The sequence below is a fragment of the Wolbachia endosymbiont of Brugia pahangi genome (assembly GCF_012030695.1).
GTDB lineage: Bacteria > Pseudomonadota > Alphaproteobacteria > Rickettsiales > Anaplasmataceae > Wolbachia.
Genome location: NZ_CP050521.1, coordinates 150,140 through 172,179 on the forward strand (window position 1 = coordinate 150,140; position 22,040 = coordinate 172,179).

Sequence of the window (22,040 nt, forward strand, 5' to 3'; positions counted from 1 at the left end):
AAAAAGTGGCTGTGTCGATATAGAAAACTATCTCAAGACAAAACATTGCATAAAATATCTTGTTATCTTGATTACAGATAGTAACGTAACACCTATGCGTCGTGGAGTTACAGCTACCGCTCTTGTTTGGTGTAGGTTTGAACCGCTTATAGGCAACCCGAATCTTTATAATCAACCACTTAAGGTGATACAAGTCAATCTTCTTGATGCACTGGCAACATCTGCTGTTTTAGTTATAGGGGAAGGGGCAGAACAAACATCAATGGCAATTATTGAGATGCACCAAAGGATTTGCTTTCTTATTCATCCATCAACTGAAAAGTATTAAGATATCGATGAAAAAAGACTTTTATTCTCCTCTAGGAGCTTGTTGGTTAGAAATTAGATTTTCCAACCCCACTTTATAGTTAGGGTAAACTAGAGAGGTACCAAGATCTCTTTTGACTTTAATATTACTTACTTTTTTCGAGCCTAAATAAAAACTCTGTGCATGATCAGACAGGGAAGAAATCTCTACTGGCTCTGGAACGCTAACATTCAAAAGCTCGGCTGCATATGCTACCACTTCAGATTGCGTAGCAGGTAAATCGTCTGCACAATTGTATATTTCACCAGGTTTTATATTTTGCATGGAAGAGAACAGGATATTTGATATGTCTTCAACGTGAATACGAGAAAAAAAATGTCCTTCTTTTTGTACATTTCTTGCTTTATTAAGCTGTAAATCAACTAGTACGTTTCTACCAGGACCGTATATTCCAGCCAAGCGGAAAATGTGTACAGGTAACTTACTATTCAGCCACTTTTTTTCGGCTCTAAGGCGGCTTTTTCCTCTGCTTTCTATAGGTTTTGTTTCAGATTCTTCTTTAACCCAGTTACCAGCATGATCACCATAGACACTAGCTGCAGACAAATAGCCAAGCCATTTGGTATTTTGAAAGTAATGACCATATCTCTCCAGCGCATCATCACCATCTGGTGGAATAGAAACTAAAACATGCGTTACGTCTTGAAACGTATCCTTATTTACTTTATCATAATTGAAAAAATTGGTGTTATGTACGTCTTGATTTCTTGAAGTGCCGCTAACTTTCCAACTTAAACTTAGTAATTTTTTTGATAGAAACCTAGCCACATATCCATAACCAAAGCAAAATAAGTGCATAGAAGTTATTTTTTGAAATTTTTCTTAATAAATTCTACACCTAATTTTATTCCTTCTTTATTAATAAGATGTCCCAGTGTGCGAATTGGGTATCCTTCAACATTTACCCCATTTTCTTTTAGGGCTTTTACCGTCAAGTCAAAAAAAGAGAAAGGTACCACATTGTCAGCGTCGCCATGGATAACACACACGTTAGGTCTTGATTTAATCTTAGGTGCAACTCTTGAAGGTGAAAGAAACTTACCAGAATATGCAACAACTGATGCACAACACTGAGGGCGGGTAAGGGCTGTATGTATTGCAAGCATTGCTCCTTGAGAAAATCCAACTAAAGAAAGTTGTGTATCTTTCAAGCTAAACTCTTTTAACTTCGTGTCAATAAAATGATTTACTATCGATGCAGCATTCTTTACTCCATTATATAATACTTCTTCACTGCGGTCTTCTAAGCTGAACCATTGGTAACCGTTGCCTATTTCTCTTTTAGACGGAGCATTGGGTGCTACAAAACATGAATTGGGTAAAGACTTACTCATAACTTTAGCGAGATGAACGAAATTATTGCCACTTGATCCCCGGCCATGTAAACAAACAATCAAATTTTCCCTACTTCTATCTGTGTAAATTTCTGGACCTTTAAGTTCAATCATTTCTTTTCTTTTTGTATCTGTACTCCTATTTAACACTGATTTTTTAATTTGTAAAAACTATATTGATGCAATTATAAAGAGAAAGGTAAATCGTGCTAATTACTTGTGCGAGGATTTATTTAGAGATATATTTCAGTTTATTTAATAAGAACTATGGGCATTGATGGTAAAATAATTTTTAGGATTTATAAACCAACAAGAACTGCAACACAGTCTGGTTTGGGCAATACGCGTTTTTGGTATCTAAAAATTGAGCCTGAGTCTTACTATATTGAACCTCTGATGGGGTGGGTTGGCTCAAAAAACCCAAAAAAACAGATTGTGCTAAAATTTGATTCCCTTGAAAAAGCAGTATTATATGCAGAAAAGTGCGGTATTAAATATATAATTGAAATGCCAAAAGATGTTAAGAGACGTCCGAAATCTTACGCGAGTAATTTCACACCAAAGTAAGTTTTATTGGTGTAGTAGCTTAGATTCTACAGATACTCTTAAAATGATGTTATCCAAATAGCTCACAGAATACAAAAAAACTACTTGACAAACCTTGCAGCCCTATAGCACTAAAGGTATTCAGTTATCTTTAATCTGTGCAGGTTAAATGACAAATTATTACGTAGTTGGCGTCTTATATTTAATTTTTTGCACTATATGTACCTTATGCCTTCACAACATCTAGGTTTTTACCTATATAAGTTGAAACTTGCTTATAAAGTGTTTAGGACAGTGTAATATGCCAATTTGCAGGATTAGAGAGTAAATATTATCTACCACGGGATATCTTTTGCCTTTTTTTCACTTTAGTAAGTTTCTTAAAGTTGTATCTATTCTAATGTAGCAGAAAGAAACATTATGAAGGCTTTAAAAAAAAAGCTACTTTTCACCATTAGCACACCCTATCTTCTGGGAATGGCTATGAGATAACGATTTCAAACGTAAAGAAGTTGAATATTTGTGCAGAATAGTATATAATTTTCTTAATTGCGTTTACTGTGGTTTTTTCAAAGTTTTTTGATCCGAAAAATGGTTTCGCGTTCTATCATATCTTTAGTACTAAGAAAAATAGAGATATTCTCATTCATTTTTTTAATGATATTCTAGGTCTCACTGGTGAAGCTGAAGTAAAGGATGTAAACTTTTTAAGTCACGTTCAAAATCCTGGAATTGCTGCTAAAAAAGAGAGTATTGTCGATGTACTATACAGGGATTCTACAGGTGTTCAATTTATTTGCGAAATGCAGGTCGCTAAAATCACTAGCTTTTAAAAGCGCGCACGATATTGTACTGCCAAAACTTATTTAAGTCAAGCTGATGTAGGTAAACAATATCAAGATCTTAAAGAAGTTATCTTTATTGCTATTACTGATTTTATTCTATTCTCTAACAAATTAGCCTACAAATCAGGTTACGTTACTCTTGATCAGATTACTTATGAACATGATCTGAAGGACTTTAGTTTTACTTTCATAGAATTACTGAAATTTCCAAAAACAAAAGAGGGCCAATTAGAAAATGTAGTTGAAAAGCGGTGTTATTTCTTTAAGTATGCAAGCGAGAGCAGTGAAGGGAGTTTAGAAAGAATAATAGGAAGTGATGTAATTATTAGTAGAGCTTATAATGAATTGAACAGATATAATTAAAGTGAAGAAGAGCAATTTGCGTGTAATCAAGCTAAGAAATATGCCGATAATTATCTTTCTTGCCTTGAACAAAAGTTCAACGAAGGAAAGATTGAAGTTGCAAAAAATCTACTTAAAGCTAGCATATCTATCAAGTTAATAACTGAATCTACTAATCTTCCTCAAGCCGAAATTGCACAACTCAGATAAGAAGTCACTAATTGATCTGCGTGAAATTGCGATTTGCAGGTGATGTTATTCCGGGCGGAAGAAATCTACAGTTCATTTATATATTTTTTAATCTCAGCTGCAATTTTATCTGATTGACTTTCATCCGAATTTAGATCGGCTGCAAAGTGTGTAACATACTTTCCCCCAGGGCCAATGAGATATATTATTGAAGAATGATTGATTCCCTCTTCTCCACCAACTTTGCTAGTGTATACTTTATAATTTGCAATTACCTCATCTATTTTTTTTCTTTCACCAGTTAACATTTGTATCCTATAGTCAAATTGCTGTTGAAATTCTTTGAGTTTTTCTGTGCTATCGCATTCAGGGTCAACTGTTATGAAAAATGTTTGTAGCTTGTCACTGGTTTTTTCATCTAGTTTTGCAAGTGTTTCTGAAATTATCCCAAGATTCATAGGACAAATCTTTTTACATGAAGAAAACCCGAAGAAAATCATCATATACTTATCTTTAAAATCATTACTGCGTATAACCTGCCCATCTTGATTGATTAAAGAAAAATCTCCTCCTATTTTAACTTCTGCGTTGTGAATTACTGCTGGAGCAAATATGCCTTTTTTAGTGAAATAACAATAGCCGAGAAAAATGACTGATAATGCTACTAATATACTAGATAATAACCTTACAAACTTTATCATTGGAACACCTTGGATAAAATGAGATTATATCTTCATTAATTAATTTATTCAATACGTTCTTTCCAAAGTGGATTGTCAATTTTACCTAACAATTTCCTATGTTCATTAATTTCTTCATTACTTGGTGAATGTTCTCTGCAAGTTAAATTACGCACTTTATGCTGAATAAATGCAGAGTTATGATCTTGCTTGCATTCATTGTCAAACAGAAAAGTTTGTAATCCTCCTGTAAGTTCAACGTACACCTTTGCAAGCAATCCAGCATCAGTTAGTGCTCCGTGCAATTCTCTATTCTCTAATGATATATCAAAACGCTTACATAATGCACTTAAAGAAGCGGGTGACCCTACAAACTTCTTTCTTGCAAGTGGCAATGTATCTAGCACTCTATCTGAAGAAATTAACCTAGCGTTCAACTTGCCTAACTCCATGTTAAGGAACTTAATATCAAATTCAGCGTTGTGAATTATCAAAATATCACCAGATATGAAATCAAGAAATTCAAATACAACATCCGAAAATAACGGTTTATCTTCTAAAAATTCTTCACTAATGCCATGAATTTTAAATGAATGGTAAGGTATATCTCTTTCTGGATTAAGATACTTATGAAATACCTTGCCTGTTGGGATACGGTTGATTAATTCCACACATCCTATTTCAATAATGCGATGGCCGGATTCGATGTCAAGGCCGGTTGTTTCAGTATCAAGTACTATTTCGCGTAATTTATTTTCCATATTAAATAAAATTTAATTATACTTTCCGTTCGTTTTACCATCATCTGCTTTTTTATAATTTATGGAAGTAAGCAACCAGCTTGGGTTTGATGAAGTAACATTCTTTTTAAATTGCCATACATCCTCAACTTTATTGATAGTGGATGTGCTACCTGATATGACATCTCCCTTGTCGTTCTTGACAAAATTAATTTGTTCTGAAAGGAAATATACTGCAATAAATACTACATTTTTTACTAGTTTTATTTCTAAAATCTTTTGTGAAACGATAGAGACAATTATAGACTCGTATATCTCTTTACGTTGTTTAATCTTCCCTGCAAAGTTATTATATAAGTCTTTATCTAAGAGAGGTTTTAACTGAGATAAATTCCCTTGGTTAAAATATTTTATTATTAATTCGAAAACTACGCCTGAACCTTCCATAAAATGGGAAATGGAGAAATCTTTGTTTTTTTGTAATATTTGCTCGTAAGTAGCTTTTATTGGATCTTTATCGTTGCTATCAATGTAATCTTCAATATTCTCTACTACATCTTCTCTAACTTGGCTTATATCCAGTACACTAGTCAGTTTTTTTAGGTTGAGGCTTGTTGATCTTCCTAAAGAATTGTATAAACGTGAAAAAACGAATGCAGCTAGTAAAGCATATATTACGAGTTCTATCATAGTAACTCAACTCCTTAGTATACAAAATATCTTAACATTATTAATGAAGATGTGCTTATCCTGTACTAATCTATAATTAGATTTGCTATTAACTTGTAAATGGTTTATTGTACAAGAAAGTATTAAATGCTTCAACTTAATTATAAGGAGAGTAGGAAATGTCACAACAAAAAATGAGAATTCACAATCAATATGTTAAAGATCTATCGCTTGAAAACCCAAATTCACCATTCCTTTCTCTAAAAGAAGTTCCCAATATTGATGTAATGGTTAATGTCAATTCAGTGAAATTAGAAGGATCTGAAGGCACAGAAGGGGAAAGTGAAGAAAAGTCTTTCCATGAGATTACTTTGCATATAGAAGCTAAAGCGATGATAAAAGATGAAAACATAAAAGATGGTGTTGCTTTCATCTGTGAAACAAAATACTGTGGTATTTTTTCAGTAGAAAACTTTGCGGAGCTGAGTACAGAAGAGGTAAATCGAGCCTTATTTATTGGCGGGCCTACTTTTCTTTTCCCTTTCGCACGAGAAGTAATCGCAAGAGTTACAAGCAGTGGTGGATTTCCCCCACTGATGCTAGATCCTATAGATTTTGAAGCCATGTATGAGCAGCAAAGTCGACAACAAAAAAGCAATGCTAGTAATGAAAATTTTAACTGATACAACACTATTTTTGTCATTCCAGTGTCAAAGGTGATTAACACTGCACACTTGCTATTTTAATGTAACACGGAGAATTTATATAGTTATGTACATGATACCGGAATGACATTATTGTGGATAATGAATACTTTTCACTCAAATAATGATTATGTAAGATGAATAACTCTTTAAATTCAAAAACAACTTTAAACGTTAGCGGAAAGTCATACGGCTACTTCAGTCTTAGCGCTGCTAGTAAATTTTTAGGAATAGATCTAGCCAAATTGCCTTGTTCACTTAAGGTATTGCTTGAAAATTTATTGCGTAATGAAGATGAAGTGAACGTAAGGTTAGATGACATAAAAACACTAGCAGGTTGTGTTAAAAAACATGTCAATCACGAAATTAGCTATAAACCAGCAAGGGTATTGATGCAGGATTTTACAGGAGTTCCTGCCATTGTTGATTTAGCCTCAATGCGTAGTTATGTAAAAAAAAGGGGGGGTAATCCAAGTAAAATCAATCCATCTGTGCCTGTTGATCTTGTGATCGACCATTCTGTTCAAGTAGATAGTTATGGAAATACTTCTGCATTTGGTAAAAACGTTGAATTGGAAATAAAAAGAAATTTGGAGAGATATCAATTTTTAAAGTGGGGAGAATCATCATTCACAAATTTTAGAGTAGTGCCACCTGGTACAGGAATTTGTCACCAAGTGAACCTCGAATATTTAGCGCAAGTTGTATGTAACGAAAGTGGAGTTGTGTATCCTGACACCTTAGTAGGTACAGATAGCCACACTACAATGGTTAATGGTTTATCGGTTCTTGGTTGGGGTGTTGGTGGAATAGAAGCTGAGTCCGTGATGATTGGTCAACCGATTAGTATGGTAATTCCAGAGATAGTAGGATTTAAATTAATGGGAAGGCTTCCAGAGGGAGTAACTGCAACTGACCTGGTACTGACAATCACAAATATCTTAAGAGCAAAGGGCGTTGTTGGTAAGTTTGTGGAATTTTATGGTGATGGTTTAGATTACCTATCCTTGGCAGATAGAGCAACTATAGCCAACATGGCTCCAGAGTATGGTGCAACCTGTGGATTTTTTCCAATCGATCAGAAAACACTAGACTATTTAAGCTTAACAGGAAGACCAGAAGGGTTAATCAAGTTAGTTGAAGTCTATGCAAAAGAGCAAGGACTGTGGCGCAGCGGTGAAGAATTAGCGTTTTTTGACATATTGGAGCTTGATTTATCAGGCGTAGAGCCAGTAATGGCTGGCCCCAAGAGACCACAGGATAAAGTTTCTCTCTCACAAGTAGCAGAGTCTTTTTCTACATCATTTTCAGTTAATGAATCAAAGGAAAATGATAAGCTTCAAGACGGAAGTGTAGTTATCGCTGCAATAACAAGCTGCACCAATACCTCAAATCCAAGTGTGATGATTGCTGCTGGTCTTATAGCCCATAAAGCAATAAAATTCGGTATAAAATCAAAACCTTGGGTTAAAACCTCTCTTGCCCCGGGATCACGAGTTGTAACAGAATATTTAGAAAAATCAGGATTACAGAAAAATCTAAATACTCTAGGCTTTAATTTGGTTGGGTACGGTTGTACAACTTGTATTGGAAATTCTGGTCCACTTAATAAAGATATAGAGGACGATATTAAAAACAAAAATTTGACCGTTGCTGCGGTTTTATCCGGTAATCGTAATTTTGAAGGGAGAATCCATCCTTTAGTCAAGGCTAATTACTTAGCATCTCCGCCACTTGTTGTTGTGTACGCACTTGCAGGTACTGTGCAGGTTGACTTAACAAAAGATTCTATATGCAAAGACAAAAATGGAAATAACGTCTATCTCAAAGATATATGGCCAACGAACGATGAAATCGAGGACTGTGTTAGAAGTGTTGTAACGTGTGAAATGTTCATGCAAAAGTATAAGGATGTTTTTTCTGGTGACGAACATTGGCAAAAGATAAAGTATGAGAGAGGTGAAATTTACAACTGGGACACGAAAAGCACTTACATACAAAATCCTCCTTATTTTGATGATTTATTAGCTGGAAATGATAAAGATAATGTAATTGATATAAAAAATGCACGAGTACTAGCAATGTTTGGTGATAGTGTAACCACAGACCACATTTCCCCCGCTGGAAATATTACCTCAAATAGTCCTGCAGGTATATATTTAAAAAATCTTGGAATTGAACCACAGGATTTCAATTCATATGGGTCTCGTCGTGGTAACCACAACGTGATGATGCGTGGGACCTTTGCTAATATCAGAATAAAAAACGAAATGATTAGCAATGAAGGCGGCTATACAAAACATATTCCTTCTCAAGAGACTATGTCAATTTTTGACACAGCAATGCGTTACAAAGAAGAAGCTGTTCCATTAGTTGTCATTGCAGGGAAAGAATATGGCGCAGGTTCAAGCAGAGATTGGGCAGCAAAGGGTACTTTGTTGCTAGGAATTAAAGCTGTGATTGCAGAAAGCTTCGAACGCATACACAGATCAAACTTGGTCGGCATGGGTGTTCTTCCGCTTATATTTCAAGGCGGAGTGACCAGAAGGATATTTGATAGTAGTGAGATTATAAGCATAAAAGGTGAAATAGTACCAAGTGGGAATCTAGAATGTATCATTAAAAGAAAAGACAATTCGGAGCAATCAATTCAACTAAAATGCTGTGTACAAACTGCAACTGAGGTGAAATACTTAATGAGCGGTGGAGTGTTAAGTTACATACTTGCACAGTCCTCTTGACTTAGTGAAGTTATCGCAGTAGACAGTAGACTTTTTTAGTTGATCCTAGCCCTTTATATAAATAATAATTTATTCTACGCGAGGTTATGGTATAATTCTACCTTACATATGGTAAAGGGTGTTTTTGTAGATAATTATATATGATCAGCTCTATACAAGAACCTAACGAATTAAGAAAACGTTTACAGGGGTTTTATCGTACTGATGAAAAAAGCTATGCACGTTATCTTGTAGAAAAAATAGAGCTTTCTGCTGATTCGAAAAATAGGATTTACAATATTGCAAAACAAGTTGTTGAAAAAATTAAAGGCAGCAAATTAGATGTCATAGATTCTTTTATGCAGCAGTACTCGCTTTCTAGTGACGAAGGAGTAGCACTAATGTGTCTTGCTGAGTCACTACTTAGAATACCAGATGATTATACGATAGACGAACTAATCAAAGATAAAATTGCCAATCAAGAATGGAGTAAACACTTAGGGCGTTCTTCTTCATTGTTTGTTAATGCTTCTACGTGGAGCTTGATGATAGGAAGTAGTGTATTAAGAGGCAATGAAGAAGGTCCGAGATTCTATCACGTAATTTCTAAACTACTCAAAAATTTTGGAGAGCCAATAATCCGCAAGGCAGTGAAGCAGGCGATGCTGATGCTTGGTAAGCACTTTATTGTTGGAGAAACTATAGAAGAAGCATTGGAGAGTATAAGGTCGGATAGCCATAGCAAATTTTTATGCTCTTTTAGTATACTTGGTGAAGCCGCTCACACAGCTGAGAATGCTGAAGAATATTTTAATTCATATATGCATGCAATAAAAGCTATAGGTGAATCCACTGATACAAGCGATTGTTTTAAGTCACATGGAATTTCAATCAAGTTTTCTTCGTTGCATCCACGTTATGAATTCTGTCAATTCGGTAATATAGCCGGAGAGCTGAAGACTAAGGTATTGGAACTTTGTCATGAAGCAAAAAAGTACAATATTTCATTATGTATAGATGCAGAAGAGTCAGAAAGACTTGAGATGTCATTAGTTTTATTCGAGCAATTGCGTCTTGATGAGTCACTTTCACAGTGGGAAGGACTTGGCTTAGCTGTGCAAGCGTATCAAAAACGTGCTTTGTCTGTTCTTGACTTTGTTGAGGATGTTGCTATTCGATCAAAGCATAAAATTATGGTAAGACTTGTGAAAGGAGCATATTGGGACTCAGAAATCAAGCGCACGCAAGAGTTGGGGTTAAGTAGTTACCCAGTGTTTACTAGAAAAAGCTACACTGATGTATGCTACCTTGCCTGTGCGCGGAAACTTTTGAGTAAGGCAAGTCACTTTTATCCATGCTTTGGAACTCATAATGCTTATACTTTTGCTACTATAGTAGAGCTCGCTGATAAAAATCATCCTGGATTTGAGTTCCAACGCTTATACGGAATAGGTAAGAATTTATATGATTATGCAATGTCAGAACTTGCAACAAGTATCGATTGTCGTATATATGCACCGGTTGGTAAACATAGTGATTTATTGCCATACCTTATTAGACGCCTTCTTGAAAACGGAGCTAATAGCTCATTTGTCAATCAAATAAATGGTTCTGATGTTAAGATTGAAGAGTTAATTTCAGATCCATTAGAAAAAGCTAAAAGCTTAGGGTATGAACCTCACTCAAGCATTCCATTGCCACAAGATATTTTTGGAGAGGAAAGAAAGAACTCCTTAGGAATGGACATTGGTGATTCAGTTACAGTTTCACAATTTGCAAATGATATAAAAGAATTAAGTGGGAAGAAATGGCAAGTTGGACCAATAATTAATGGAGAGTCGCTGTTTGACAGTGCTAAATTTATCGAAGTGGTTAATCCAGCACACTTGGAAAACGTAATTGGGGAAGTGTCAAATACAACTAGCGATCAGGCTTTAAATGCTCTTGAAGTAGCCCATAGTGCTTTTATTAAATGGCAAAATGTTTCAGCAGAAAAGCGTACTGGGTACCTTGAAAAAGCTGCAGATTTGCTTGAAGAAAAGATGAAAGAATTGATTTACATTCTAATTGTGGAAGCAGGGAAAGTTCTATCCGACGCAATAACAGAAGTAAGAGAAGCAGTAGACTTTTTGCGTTACTATGCAATAATAGCAAGAAATGAACTGAGTAATTGGAAAAAACTGCAAGGCCCGACAGGCGAAGATAACTTCATCTTTTTTGAGGGTAGAGGAGTTTTCTTATGCATATCACCATGGAATTTTCCACTTGCTATCTTCATTGGGCAGGTTTCAGCTGCACTTGCAGCAGGTAATGCAGTACTGGCAAAACCAGCAGAGCAAACGCCGATTATTGCCTATGAAGCTGTTAAGATATTACACGAAGCTGGGATACCAAAAGATGTACTGCATCTTATTCCAGGAGATGGTCAATATTTAGGTAAAGCACTAGTGCCAGATAATAGAATCTCTGGTGTAGCTTTTACTGGTTCAACACAAACTGCTCAAATGATTAATAGAATGCTTGCTAGCAGGAATGGTCCCATTGTGCCATTTATTGCTGAAACTGGCGGATTAAATGCTATGATTGTTGACAGCTCTGCTCTCTTGGAGCAAGTGACTGTAGATGTTCTGCTTTCTGCATTTCGCAGCGCTGGCCAACGCTGTTCTGCGCTTAAGGTGCTATTTATTCAAGAAGATATAGCAGAAAAACAGATAAAAATGATATGTGATGCGGCTCAAGAGTTAAAGGTTGGTGATCCGATACAACTTAGCACTGATATTGGTCCAATAATTGACAAAGCATCTATTGATATGCTGACTAAATATACGGAGAAGATGTCAGGAGATAGGGATTCAAGCCTTTTATCCAAGGTGCCTATGGATACAAATTCTCATAACGGTCATTTCTTTTCTCCATATATTTATGAGATACAAAAGATTTCGCAATTAAAACAAGAAGTGTTTGGCCCTATTTTGCATATCATACGTTTTAATAAGTCGCAATTAAATGGAGTTATAAGTGATATAAATAATACAGGATATGGGCTTACTTTTTCTTTGCAGAGCCGCATACAAAATCAAATCGATTCAATAAGTAGAAAAATATCAGTTGGAAATGTGTACATCAACCGCGATCAGGTGGGTGCAACAGTTGGCGTGCAACCATTTGGCGGTAGAGGACTATCTGGCACTGGACCGAAAGCTGGAGGTCCTAATTATTTGCAGCGTTTTTCTACAGAAAAAGTTGTAAGTGTAAACACTGCAGCATTTGGCGGTAACACTAAACTTATGTGCTTGGATTGATTCACAGATGTCTTTCTCTTTAATAGGATGGAATATTTATTAGACTTAGGGGTGATGATTTGTATCCTGCGTACCTTTCAAATTCAAGCTCCATATAAGTAAATTTGCTTTGCAGCAGTAAAAGTGGATTACCGCATGCATCTATATGTTCAGGAAAAGATTGCATCAAATCCATGTAGTTTTCTTTAAATTGAGTTTGACCTGTGTCATCTTGGCTAGTACTTTGTTTCTCGCCATCTTGCATATAAAGGACGATTCTATCAAGTACTACCATATAGTTTTTGTATAATTAATAGAGCAACTATCAGTTTTAGCTTCAGTATTTTCAGGCAGTGCATTACCTTCGTAGTCCATATGTTTAGGTAGTCCATTTTTCATTTCTTCCTCTGACCTTTTTCTTATCATTTTCTCTTTTAAATTAGCTTCAGTTTCTTCTGGGCTCTTTACAGGTACTACAATGTTATTTTTCTCACCTTCATATTCCAATAGAAAATGAACTGAGGTCTATAGAAGGAATTAAGGAACTAAAAGTCCTAGCAACTAATGATGGTGCACATATAGTACTTAAATTTGGCGCAGAGTATAGTAATAAGGAAGTGCTAGATAATGTTCATTCAAAATTTTCAAACATAAAATCGAAGCTACTTGTTGAAGCAGAGCCTCCGATAATCAGCGAAATAAATTTAAGCTTATTTCCTATACTAAATGTTGGATTAATTGGTAATTCACCAGAGAGGACTTTAACTGGGGTAGCGCATAATTTTAAAAAAGAAATAGAATCTCTGCCAAATGTTCTCAAAGTTGAAATGGCAGGTAGCGTAAGGAAACATAGAAGTAATAGTTGAACCTATAGCCCTAACAAAATACAACATTCAATCAGGTAAAATATTTTATGCTATATCAAACATAATAAACTGGTCGGAGCTGGATCACTTGACAATGATACAAGCAAATACTCGATTAAAATATCAGAGTTATAAAAGACATAGAAGATATTATAAACATTCTTATCAGGTCTTAAGATAATGCAGTTTTGAAAATAAAGGATATAGCAAAAGTGTACCCTAGATTTGAAGACCACAAAGGATTTGCTCGTATCAGTGGGCTGTCATAGTATTAGAGATTTCAAAACGTAATGGAAAAAACATAATAGATACAGTAAATCAAGTAAAATACTTAGTGGATAAGGCACGAGACCAGCTGCCTAAAAATCTAAAAGTGGTGTATTTAAATGACCAGTTGAAAGATGTCCGTAATGTATTGGATAACCTAGAAAACTGCATGATATTTGCCGTATTGCTGACATTGATCATAATGATATTCTCTATGGGAACAAGGATTGCTATCCTTGTAGCACTTTCGATACCTGGCTCTTTTCTTATTGGAATAATAGCCCTTTACTTTATGAGCATAACTTTAAATATTATCGTACTTTTTAGTTTAATTATGGCGATTGGTATGCTAGTTGATGATGCAATTGTAGTCAACTAATATGCTGGTAGAAAGATGATCTGTGGAATGGACAAAGTAGAAGCCTTTCACACTGCAGTTCATGATATGTTCTGCCCAGTTCTATCATCAACGTTGACAAAATTAGCAGTGTTTTTTGCGGCCTAATGCGGTCGGTAAACTTATGCAGCGTATACCAATTACAATAATTCTAACTCTGACTGGTTCGCTCATTATGGCTTTGGTTTTCATACTAACACTTGGTGCAATATTTGACAAGCCTTCAGTGGCTTCAAAAGAGGAAGTTGAAAAAATGAATGCAATAGAAAGTGGTGAGATAAAGAATACTGGACCTGTAATAAGAGCTTACATACTCATATTAGAGAAAGTTTAGACCATCCTAAAAAATTTGTGTGTGCTGTGTATTAATTTTATTTTCGTTTAGTGTGTTGTACTTTACCTTTGGCCCTTGGGGTAAAGTTTTTTTTCGAAGGTGGACTCAGACAATATCTTATATTAGTGTTAAAGCAAAAGAAAGCTTATAAACCAAAGAACGAGGTCTGATACTTAGAAAAGTAGAGGATCGTGTTTTAAATATGAAGAAGGAAGTTAAAGTTTTCTATGCTAAGTCAGGGTTATTTGATGATAGTGTTGTCGCCAGAATTCAATTGGAACTTGTGAATTGCGTTTTAGGTGCAAAGTTAGGTTATATTATGATATAAGAAGCAGTGTGTAGGGTATGAAAGGAGTAATAATTGATCTCCAAGGAGAGAAGTTAGGGCCATCGGCTGATAAGCCAATACAGATTAATCTCAGCGGAAACGTGTCTGGCTTGGATTTAGTAGCAGAGAAATTCTAAAAATTATGGACCAGCCTTTATCAGGGTTTGTAAAGATTCAAGACAGCAGATCAATACCTGCAATAGAATGGAACATGAGTATTGACAAAAACAAGGCTACAAGTTCTGGGGTAAGTGTTGCAGCTATTGGCGACTTTATAAAAATGATTACAAATGGAGTATTCATTGGAAAATATAGATCAAATAACCTGAATAGAGAAATCGACATTGTACTTTACTTTCCTGAAAAGGACTGCAACATGAAGGCTGTGGAAAATCTTTTTATTAATATGGCTAACAGCCTGTACCCTATGGGCAACATAGTAAAATATGCTCCAGAAAAAAAGATAAATAAACTGAGTAGAATTAATGGATTACGCACAGTGACAATCTCTGCTGATGTTGACCCTGGTTATTTAGTTGATGAAAGGGTTAAGTTCATTCAAAATTCAATTGCTCGAGATTGGAACAAGGAAGTTTAAGTTGACTTTAAAGGTGATAAAAAGAAGATCAACAAAATCAGAAGCCTTTTTGTTAAAGGCTTTTATATTGGCAATTACATCAATGATCTTGGTATTAGTAACATAATGCTTTCCATCGCCAAATCAAGATATATGAAAATGATATTAAGCGATGTGTAATAAATGCTTCGATTTCTCGTATTAGACTAATATTGCTTACCGTTGAAACCACAGTCCTTGGGCTGATACCTGTGATTACTAAGTTAAATATTGATTTTTTTGCTTTACAAATCATATATGACGCACCATCAAGCCAGTGGTGGTTGATATTTTAACGACTATAGCAAATGGAATATTAACTGCAACGGTTTTAACTTTATTTTTTCCCCTGCATTGCTTGTAATGCAAAGACATGAAAAAACTTGACTTAAATTAGTAATTATTTAATATTGAGAATAGAGTTCTTTGCCCGTTGAAACTATAATTATAACTAATTGTATAGGATTTATTTGTATGATTGCTGATCGCAAAAGAAGTGTTAAACAGAGAAGTGACAAAAATAACTTAGTAGGAAATCTTGATATGATAAAGACAGCGGGGGAGATTTCACTTCAGAAAGGTCTAGATTTTGAAGTTATAATGAAAGCGTTAGAAAGTGCTATAGAAGCAGTAGCTTATCAAAAGTATGGTAGCAAAAGTAAGGTTGTGGTTAATATAGATAGAAGCACAGGTGAGGTTATTTCGTACAGAGAATTAAAGGTCGTTGATGATGAACCAAATGGAGAAGAGCATAACGGATATGGGTCAATTACGCTTACACAAGCCAAATTAATAAAGGAGGATGCAAAAGTTGGAGACACTATTAATGAATTGCTCTCTCTTAATACTGATCTTGCCTCAGCAAGAATTGCCCAGCAAAGGATTGCTCAAGTAATTAAATATGAAGAGTTAAAGAAGCAATATGAAGAATTTAAGGATAAAGTAGGGGAAATAAGGTATGGTATTGTTAAACAAGTAGAATATTCAGATCTGATTATAGACATGAATGGTACTAGGGCATATCTTCCATTGCGAAATTTAATCGGTGGTGAATTATTTCGCGAAGGTGATAAGATTAAAGCTTACATACAAACTGTTAAGCGCTCTGACGATGGACGTCAAATTATTCTTTCTCGGGCAAATGAAGGCTTTTTGGAGGCATTACTAAGTCAGGAGATACCGGAGATTGCTGATGGGTTAGTGACAGTTAAGGGTATAGCTAGAGATGCTGGTTCAAGGTCCAAAGTTGCCGTTTTCTCTCCCGATAAGAATATTGATCCAGTAGGTGCATGTGTTGGAGTTAAGGGAGAGAGAATAAAAGCCATCATACATGAATTAAATGGTGAAAAAATTGATGTCGTGCATTACTTTTCAGACTTAGGCCAATTTGTTATTAAAGCAATCACTCCTGCGGAAGTATCGAAGGTTATTATTGATGAAAGTGAAAATTGCGTAGAACTAATAGTCGCTGAAGATCAATTGAGTTTGGCAATAGGAAAAAAGGGTCAAAATGTGAGACTAGCTTCGGAGCTTATTGGGTGGAAGATTGAGATACTAAGCACTCAACAAGAATCGGAAAGGCGCAATAGAGAGCTTAGTCAGTGTTCAGCTCTATTCGCTGAAGCTTTAAACTTAGAGGAGATTATGGGTCAACTGCTAGTCACAGAAGGCTTTTCAAGCGTAGAGGATATATCGAATGCTTCCATTAAAGAGCTTGCTTCAATAGAAGGCTTTAACGAGGATATTGCAAGTGAACTGCGTAACAGGGCAAATAGATATCTAAAAGCAGAAAATGATAGAAAAATAGAAGAGTTAAAAAGTTTAGGTATGGAAAGTGATGTGATCAATTTACCTTTATCAATAGATGATAAAATTGCTCTTAGTGAACATGGTATTAAAACTTTAGAAAACATAGCAGATTTGTCAAGCTATGAATTTTGTAGTATACTTTCTTCTTCAGCGAGTGATAAAGAAAACTTAAAAAACACAGTGAACTCAATAATCATGGAAGCGCGCAAGAAGCTTGGTGTAATATAATATGAATAGTAAAGATATCAGTAGCAAAAAATTAACACTCCAAGGCTTTAGTAAGCTTAAATTAGACTTCAATTTGAGCTCTTCAGCAAGTCCAAGTATGGGAGCTACAATAGTAAAAAAAAGAAGAAGAAAAACTCATGACACAGAAGAACAAGATGAAAATAAATTATTAGGTTCTTTAACAAAAAAAGAGCAAATTTCTCGTATTAATGCTGTACAGAACGCTGCTTTGCTGAAAGAAAGGAATCTAAAAGAAAAAGAAGCCATAGTAAAAAAAGATAGTATAGTAAAAGAAGATAGTAATGAAAAGACTAACGACAGAGATAGCGCCACGAATACTTCATTTAAAGAAACTGGAAAGGAAGTTTTGAATGATGTTAGCTTAGTTAAGCTAATAGAGAATAACACTGACAACGAAGATAATAATAAAAAGTCTTTAAAGACTAACAAAGATATATATTCCAAGCATTCTAAGCGGATAATTGCACAATCAATAGATGACAAAATTGAGCAACCTTCTGTGTTTAAGCAAAGATTTGGTATAAGAAATAGAAAATCAGAATTCACTAAGGGTAAAAATATCTCAAGGGAAGTTATTATACCAGATGAGATAACAATTAAGGAATTATCTATTCGCATGGCAGAAGATAGCAAAAGTGTGCTAAAGATGTTGAAAGAAGAAATGGGTGAGAATTATGGAGTGGATGATTTAGTAGATCCAGAAGTAGCATGCGAAATAGTGGAGAAATTCAATCATACGGCTAAACGAGTGAGCGGTGCTAACAAAGAAAAGAATTTGTTTTTTATAGAAGAGAGAGAAAGTTTACCTAAGAAACCTAAACCACCAATTGTCACCTTTATGGGACACGTTGATCATGGTAAAACTTCCTTGCTTGATGCATTTCGTGAGTCTAATGTTGCAGAAAGAGAGTTAGGCGGAATAACTCAACACATAGGTGCTTATCAGATAATTACAAAAGATAAAAAAATTACTTTCATTGACACGCCGGGACATGAAGCATTCACTGCGATGCGTGCGTGTGGCGCTAACATCACTAATATAGTTGTAATAGTAGTTGCGGCTGATGATGGAGTCATGAAACAAACAATTGAAGCAATGAATCATGCAAAAGCGGCAAATGTTTCTATTATAGTTGCTATTAATAAAATTGATAGGTCACAGTCTGGTGATGTAGAGAGGATAATTAGTAGTTTACCTCAATATGATCTCATTCCTGAAGAGCTCGGTGGCGATGTTATAGTTGTGCCAGTATCAGCAAAAAAGAAAATTAATTTGGATAAACTAGAAGAGGCGATTTTATTGATCGCTGAATTAATGAAGCTAGAAGCAATAGAAGATTGTAGGGCACTTGGGTGGGTAATAGAATCTAAAATAGATAAAGCCAAGGGAATATCGGCTACATTGATAGTTGAGGAAGGAACGCTAAAAGTTGGTGATATGTTGGTAGTTGGTACAGCATATGGTAAAGTGCGCAGTATGGTTAATCACCTTGGGCAAAGAGAAAAGGTGGCACTACCATCCTCTCCAATTGAGATTACTGGTCTAAATGGTATACCAAATGCTGGAGATAAATTTGTTGTAGTAAGTTCTGAAAAGCAGGCACGTGAAATTGCTGAGTATAGGTTAGAGTTAATCAAGGAAAAGAAAGAAGATTTAAGCAACAATAATTTAGACATGTTCAGTCGCAATGATAGTGAAGTAGAAGAATTATCTGTAGTTTTAAAGTGCGATGTAACTGGTTCTATTGAAGCAATATCGAATTCAATTGATAAGCTCGGTAAAGACCAAGTAAAATTGAATATCTTACACAAAGCAGTAGGGGGAATAACAGATTCAGATGTGCTGCTTGCAGAAGCATCAAGTGCAGTAATTTTAGCGTTCAATGTCAAAGTAGATTCAAAAATAAGGGATTTAGCAAAAAGGAAGGGTGTAGAAATACATACTTATAGCATAATATACGAACTTATCGACGACATGAGAATGTATTTGACTAAAATGTTAAAGCCTGTGACACGAGAAGTGCGTATTGGCTCTGCATCTGTGAGGCAGATATTTAATGTATCTAGAGTAGGCAATATTATTGGATGTTATGTAAGTGATGGAGTTGTAAAAAAAGATTCTTTAATTAAGGTAATGCGCAATAATAAGTTGATATATGAAGGAAAGTTGAAAGCTTTACGTAGATTTAAGGATAACGTTAAGGAAGTAGGTACAAACTTTGAATGTGGAGTATCTCTGGATGGTAACGTTGATATAAAAGTTGGAGATATTCTTGAAGCTCATCAATTAGTACAAGAAGAAAGGGTGTTATAGTAGTTTAATATGAGAAAGGAAATCAGAAACCTAAAAATAGCATCTGTATTGCGTAGAGCAATATCCAAAGTCTTAATGGAGGGTAAGGTGTTCAATAAAAATGTAGTAATATCTGATGTAAAATTAAGTGGAGATTTGAAAAAAGCAGATGTATATATTGTGTTATCCTCATTAAGCAAAAAAAAATATAATATTAATACTATTGTTGATGAAATTAACCAATCTGCATGGTTAATACGCAAATCCATATTGAGTTATGTTGATTTGCGATTTATACCAAAGTTAGTTTTTAAGGCTGATTTAGCGTTCGATAATTTTGTTAACATAAGCAAAATACTAAGTAATTATACTTAATAAATGCATTTCAATTGTTACTTTTCATTGATGAGGTTGCACAGCTTAACAGGTTTGTGGCTTGTGTTATTTCCTGGTTTAAGTGGTATTGTGCTAGCCTCAACTTCTCTATCTTGGCAGACTTTTCTTCTCCTTATTTTGTTTACCATAGGTGCATTTTTAATGAGACCTGCAGGTTGCATAATCAATGATATTTTCGATAGAAAAATAGATGCGCATGTTGAACGCACAAAATATAGACCACTTGCAAGTGGCAAGTTAAACGTAAAGCAAGCTTTGATTTTACTTTTTCTGTTACTATCTATTGCCCTAGTCGTTCTACTGTTTACTAACAAAACTACACTTATACTTGGAGTAATTTCAATGTGTATGGTAACTATTTACCCCTTATTGAAGCGTTATGTTTGGTGGCCACAATTGTTTCTAGGGTTTACTTTCAATATGGGATCACTTATAGGCTGGGCAGCAGTGAAGAACCAGATCAGTATAGAACCCATGCTCTTTTATATAGGATGCATCTTTTGGACGCTGAGTTATGATACCATATACGCCCATCAGGATAAAAGGGATGATGAAAAACTCGGAATAAAATCAACTGCATTATATTTTGGTGATAAAACAAAATCTTGGCTAAAAAGGTTTTACTTAATATCTCTCATGGTGTGGCTATACGCCGGTATTTTATCATCATTGAACAACATTTTTTACATTGCTCTGCTTGCTGTAGGATTTATATTTTATCGCCAGTACAAACATTTTAATCCTGACAACTCTAGTCAATGCATGTCCATATTTAAAAATAATTCCTATATAGGACTACTACTTTTTTTCGGCATCTTTTTAGATAGGATTGTGAACTTTGCCAATTAGATTGTAAAGTCTGCATGCTAATGAAATCAAACTGTTTAAGCGTACTCAATAGAGCTTAATCTGGATCCCATGGATTATACAAATGATATTTACTAGATCTTAATTTTTTAAGTCTATATTTTAATAAATAGTAAGTTGTAATTAGTGTGAGTGACCCATTCAAAAGTAACAACTATGAAAAAAAAACTTGATTCTCTGGTCAAAGTTGTAAGGTTAGGAAATACAAAGGAAGTCGACAAACAATATACTGAAACAGTAAGAAATTTATCTTAAGCACTAGAAGATTTTACAAACGAGGCAAAGACGTGGCTAAGTTTATTATGTATACTGACTTGGATAATTATGTAGAACCGGTTGATGAAAAGCCATCAGGTCTTTTTGAAACATTAAAGAACATATGGAACACAATCTTAGGAAAAGATGTTCCGATTAAGATGACAACATAAGAAATGTTGCTAAAGATAAATTGCCAAATTTTACTTTAGAAAAAGCAGTAAGATACACGAATATTTTGAGAAAAATTAATTTCCTTAAAGAAAAACTCAATGTTTTGAAAGAAATTTTGGATTCAGAGCAGGGTAAAAAGTTCAGGAAAAATATAAATTATAAGAAGTAAATGTGGAAAGCAAAATAGCTTTAAAATAAAAGGGAGAACAGCCAAAAGAAGAATTAGGTAGTAATCTCCAAAGGGAAAAATAAAACGACCGACAACTGCACCTCCACTACCCATAACTGCTCCGAATTTGAAGAAAACTTTCTCATTAGAAGAAGCTAATCTTTCCATAAATGAGCTTAAGCCTGAGTCTGAGAAAAAGGTTTCTGCTACTGAGAAGAAGGTACGTTTTAAATCAGAAGTAGAGATTATACCCTCAGATAGCAATAAACTTTCTTATAGTTATAAGGACTCAGGCTATGGAAGTTTGTTAGATGAAGAGCCTGATAAAAGAATGTCAAATTATCAAGAGAAAGAGGCAATTTATGCAACGGGTTCTAAAAAACATATAGAAGCAATAAAGAGAACGTAAACAGCAATCTAAATTTTCAATGCCACCAAAACCATCAATAGCACTGCCAGTATTAAAGAAAACGTTCGCTACTAATCAAAAGATTGGGCAAAAACCGAGAAAAGATAGACCTAAAATACTGCCAAAGTCTAAAAATCTAGGCCGTGCTGATCAAAAAGAAGAAGTAAATACGAAGCCAGGAATAAAGTAAACCT

At 34.8% G+C, this 22,040-nt stretch carries 24 protein-coding genes and 1 pseudogene; 18 read left to right on the plus strand and 7 right to left on the minus strand.

Going from position 1 to position 22,040, the window contains the following annotated elements:
* Positions 1–67: 67 nt before the first annotated feature.
* Positions 68–328: a coenzyme F420-0:L-glutamate ligase gene (locus WBP_RS05425; RefSeq protein ID WP_246166022.1), complete on the plus strand. Its 261-nt coding sequence runs from the start codon at positions 68–70 to the stop codon at positions 326–328.
* Positions 329–349: 21 nt separating this feature from the next.
* Here the strand turns inward: WBP_RS05425 and WBP_RS00750 are convergent, their stop codons facing one another.
* Positions 350–1,165 carry an SDR family oxidoreductase gene (locus WBP_RS00750; RefSeq protein ID WP_167895760.1) on the minus strand — a complete coding sequence of 272 codons (816 nt, stop codon included), beginning with the start codon at positions 1,163–1,165 and terminating at the stop codon, positions 350–352.
* A 5-nt stretch (positions 1,166–1,170) separates the two neighbouring features.
* Entirely contained in the window at positions 1,171–1,815 is a 645-nt protein-coding gene (locus WBP_RS00755; RefSeq protein ID WP_167895761.1) for an alpha/beta hydrolase, read from the minus strand.
* A gap of 153 nt (positions 1,816–1,968) precedes the next feature.
* Between WBP_RS00755 and WBP_RS00760 the strand changes: the two genes are divergently transcribed.
* Together WBP_RS00760 and WBP_RS00765 are read left to right on the plus strand one after the other, a co-directional pair.
* Positions 1,969–2,268 carry an ETC complex I subunit gene (locus WBP_RS00760; protein WP_167895762.1) on the plus strand — a complete coding sequence of 100 codons (300 nt, stop codon included), beginning with the start codon at positions 1,969–1,971 and terminating at the stop codon, positions 2,266–2,268.
* A 539-nt stretch (positions 2,269–2,807) separates the two neighbouring features.
* Positions 2,808–3,644 (plus strand): annotated as a pseudogene (locus tag WBP_RS00765) (Rpn family recombination-promoting nuclease/putative transposase).
* 65 nt (positions 3,645–3,709) lie between these two features.
* Here WBP_RS00765 and WBP_RS00770 read toward each other — a convergent pair.
* Genes WBP_RS00770 through WBP_RS00780 form a run of 3 tightly spaced genes read right to left on the minus strand, consistent with a single transcriptional unit; the run spans position 3,710 to position 5,733 of the window.
* Positions 3,710–4,324, minus strand: coding sequence for an SCO family protein (locus tag WBP_RS00770; RefSeq protein ID WP_011256742.1), 615 nt, complete (start codon positions 4,322–4,324; stop codon positions 3,710–3,712).
* Between the two features lie 44 nt (positions 4,325–4,368).
* Positions 4,369–5,064 carry a DNA polymerase III subunit epsilon gene (gene dnaQ, locus WBP_RS00775; protein WP_011256741.1) on the minus strand — a complete coding sequence of 232 codons (696 nt, stop codon included), beginning with the start codon at positions 5,062–5,064 and terminating at the stop codon, positions 4,369–4,371.
* A gap of 12 nt (positions 5,065–5,076) precedes the next feature.
* Positions 5,077–5,733, minus strand: a complete 657-nt coding sequence (locus WBP_RS00780) for a Tim44/TimA family putative adaptor protein (protein WP_167895763.1) — start codon at positions 5,731–5,733, stop codon at positions 5,077–5,079.
* A gap of 158 nt (positions 5,734–5,891) precedes the next feature.
* Between WBP_RS00780 and secB the strand changes: the two genes are divergently transcribed.
* The 3 genes from secB (at position 5,892) to putA (ending at position 12,438) form a co-directional block, all read left to right on the plus strand.
* Positions 5,892–6,395: a protein-export chaperone SecB gene (gene secB / locus WBP_RS00785; protein ID WP_011256739.1), complete on the plus strand. Its 504-nt coding sequence runs from the start codon at positions 5,892–5,894 to the stop codon at positions 6,393–6,395.
* A 158-nt stretch (positions 6,396–6,553) separates the two neighbouring features.
* Entirely contained in the window at positions 6,554–9,157 is a 2,604-nt protein-coding gene (gene acnA / locus WBP_RS00790) for an aconitate hydratase AcnA (RefSeq protein WP_167895764.1), read from the plus strand.
* A 140-nt stretch (positions 9,158–9,297) separates the two neighbouring features.
* Entirely contained in the window at positions 9,298–12,438 is a 3,141-nt protein-coding gene (gene putA / locus WBP_RS00795; RefSeq protein ID WP_167895765.1) for a bifunctional proline dehydrogenase/L-glutamate gamma-semialdehyde dehydrogenase PutA, read from the plus strand.
* A gap of 19 nt (positions 12,439–12,457) precedes the next feature.
* Here the strand turns inward: putA and WBP_RS00800 are convergent, their stop codons facing one another.
* Complete coding sequence (locus WBP_RS00800; protein ID WP_218938834.1) at positions 12,458–12,712, minus strand: hypothetical protein; 255 nt, start codon at positions 12,710–12,712, stop codon at positions 12,458–12,460.
* Entirely contained in the window at positions 12,706–12,924 is a 219-nt protein-coding gene (locus tag WBP_RS00805) for a hypothetical protein (protein ID WP_167895767.1), read from the minus strand. Before WBP_RS00805 ends, WBP_RS00800 begins: the two co-directional genes overlap by 7 nt.
* Positions 12,925–13,034: 110 nt before the next feature.
* On the opposite strand from WBP_RS00805, the gene WBP_RS05430 reads away from it, so the two are divergent.
* From WBP_RS05430 to WBP_RS05460, 12 genes are all read left to right on the plus strand, one after another.
* Positions 13,035–13,283, plus strand: coding sequence for a hypothetical protein (locus WBP_RS05430; protein ID WP_246166025.1), 249 nt, complete (start codon positions 13,035–13,037; stop codon positions 13,281–13,283).
* A 304-nt stretch (positions 13,284–13,587) separates the two neighbouring features.
* Positions 13,588–13,929 carry an efflux RND transporter permease subunit gene (locus WBP_RS05435; protein WP_246166142.1) on the plus strand — a complete coding sequence of 114 codons (342 nt, stop codon included), beginning with the start codon at positions 13,588–13,590 and terminating at the stop codon, positions 13,927–13,929.
* A gap of 142 nt (positions 13,930–14,071) precedes the next feature.
* Positions 14,072–14,281 carry a hypothetical protein gene (locus WBP_RS05440; RefSeq protein ID WP_225416099.1) on the plus strand — a complete coding sequence of 70 codons (210 nt, stop codon included), beginning with the start codon at positions 14,072–14,074 and terminating at the stop codon, positions 14,279–14,281.
* 202 nt (positions 14,282–14,483) lie between these two features.
* Positions 14,484–14,609 (plus strand): hypothetical protein, encoded by a 126-nt coding sequence (locus tag WBP_RS06000; RefSeq protein WP_256366194.1) that lies wholly within the window; start codon positions 14,484–14,486, stop codon positions 14,607–14,609.
* Positions 14,610–14,751: 142 nt separating this feature from the next.
* Positions 14,752–15,207 (plus strand): efflux RND transporter permease subunit, encoded by a 456-nt coding sequence (locus WBP_RS05445; protein ID WP_246166028.1) that lies wholly within the window; start codon positions 14,752–14,754, stop codon positions 15,205–15,207.
* 492 nt (positions 15,208–15,699) lie between these two features.
* Entirely contained in the window at positions 15,700–17,262 is a 1,563-nt protein-coding gene (gene nusA, locus WBP_RS00815) for a transcription termination factor NusA (protein ID WP_167895768.1), read from the plus strand.
* Position 17,263: 1 nt separating this feature from the next.
* A complete protein-coding gene (infB, locus tag WBP_RS00820; protein WP_167895769.1) occupies positions 17,264–19,597 on the plus strand; it encodes a translation initiation factor IF-2 in 2,334 nt (777 codons plus the stop codon).
* 9 nt (positions 19,598–19,606) lie between these two features.
* Positions 19,607–19,951, plus strand: coding sequence for a ribosome-binding factor A (locus tag WBP_RS00825; protein WP_167895770.1), 345 nt, complete (start codon positions 19,607–19,609; stop codon positions 19,949–19,951).
* 3 nt (positions 19,952–19,954) lie between these two features.
* Complete coding sequence (gene ubiA, locus WBP_RS00830; RefSeq protein ID WP_167895771.1) at positions 19,955–20,821, plus strand: 4-hydroxybenzoate octaprenyltransferase; 867 nt, start codon at positions 19,955–19,957, stop codon at positions 20,819–20,821.
* 305 nt (positions 20,822–21,126) lie between these two features.
* Positions 21,127–21,267 carry a hypothetical protein gene (locus WBP_RS05450; RefSeq protein ID WP_225416096.1) on the plus strand — a complete coding sequence of 47 codons (141 nt, stop codon included), beginning with the start codon at positions 21,127–21,129 and terminating at the stop codon, positions 21,265–21,267.
* A gap of 297 nt (positions 21,268–21,564) precedes the next feature.
* Positions 21,565–21,846, plus strand: coding sequence for a hypothetical protein (locus WBP_RS05455; RefSeq protein ID WP_246166031.1), 282 nt, complete (start codon positions 21,565–21,567; stop codon positions 21,844–21,846).
* Between the two features lie 19 nt (positions 21,847–21,865).
* Positions 21,866–22,036, plus strand: a complete 171-nt coding sequence (locus WBP_RS05460) for a hypothetical protein (RefSeq protein ID WP_246166034.1) — start codon at positions 21,866–21,868, stop codon at positions 22,034–22,036.
* Positions 22,037–22,040: the final 4 nt, after the last annotated feature.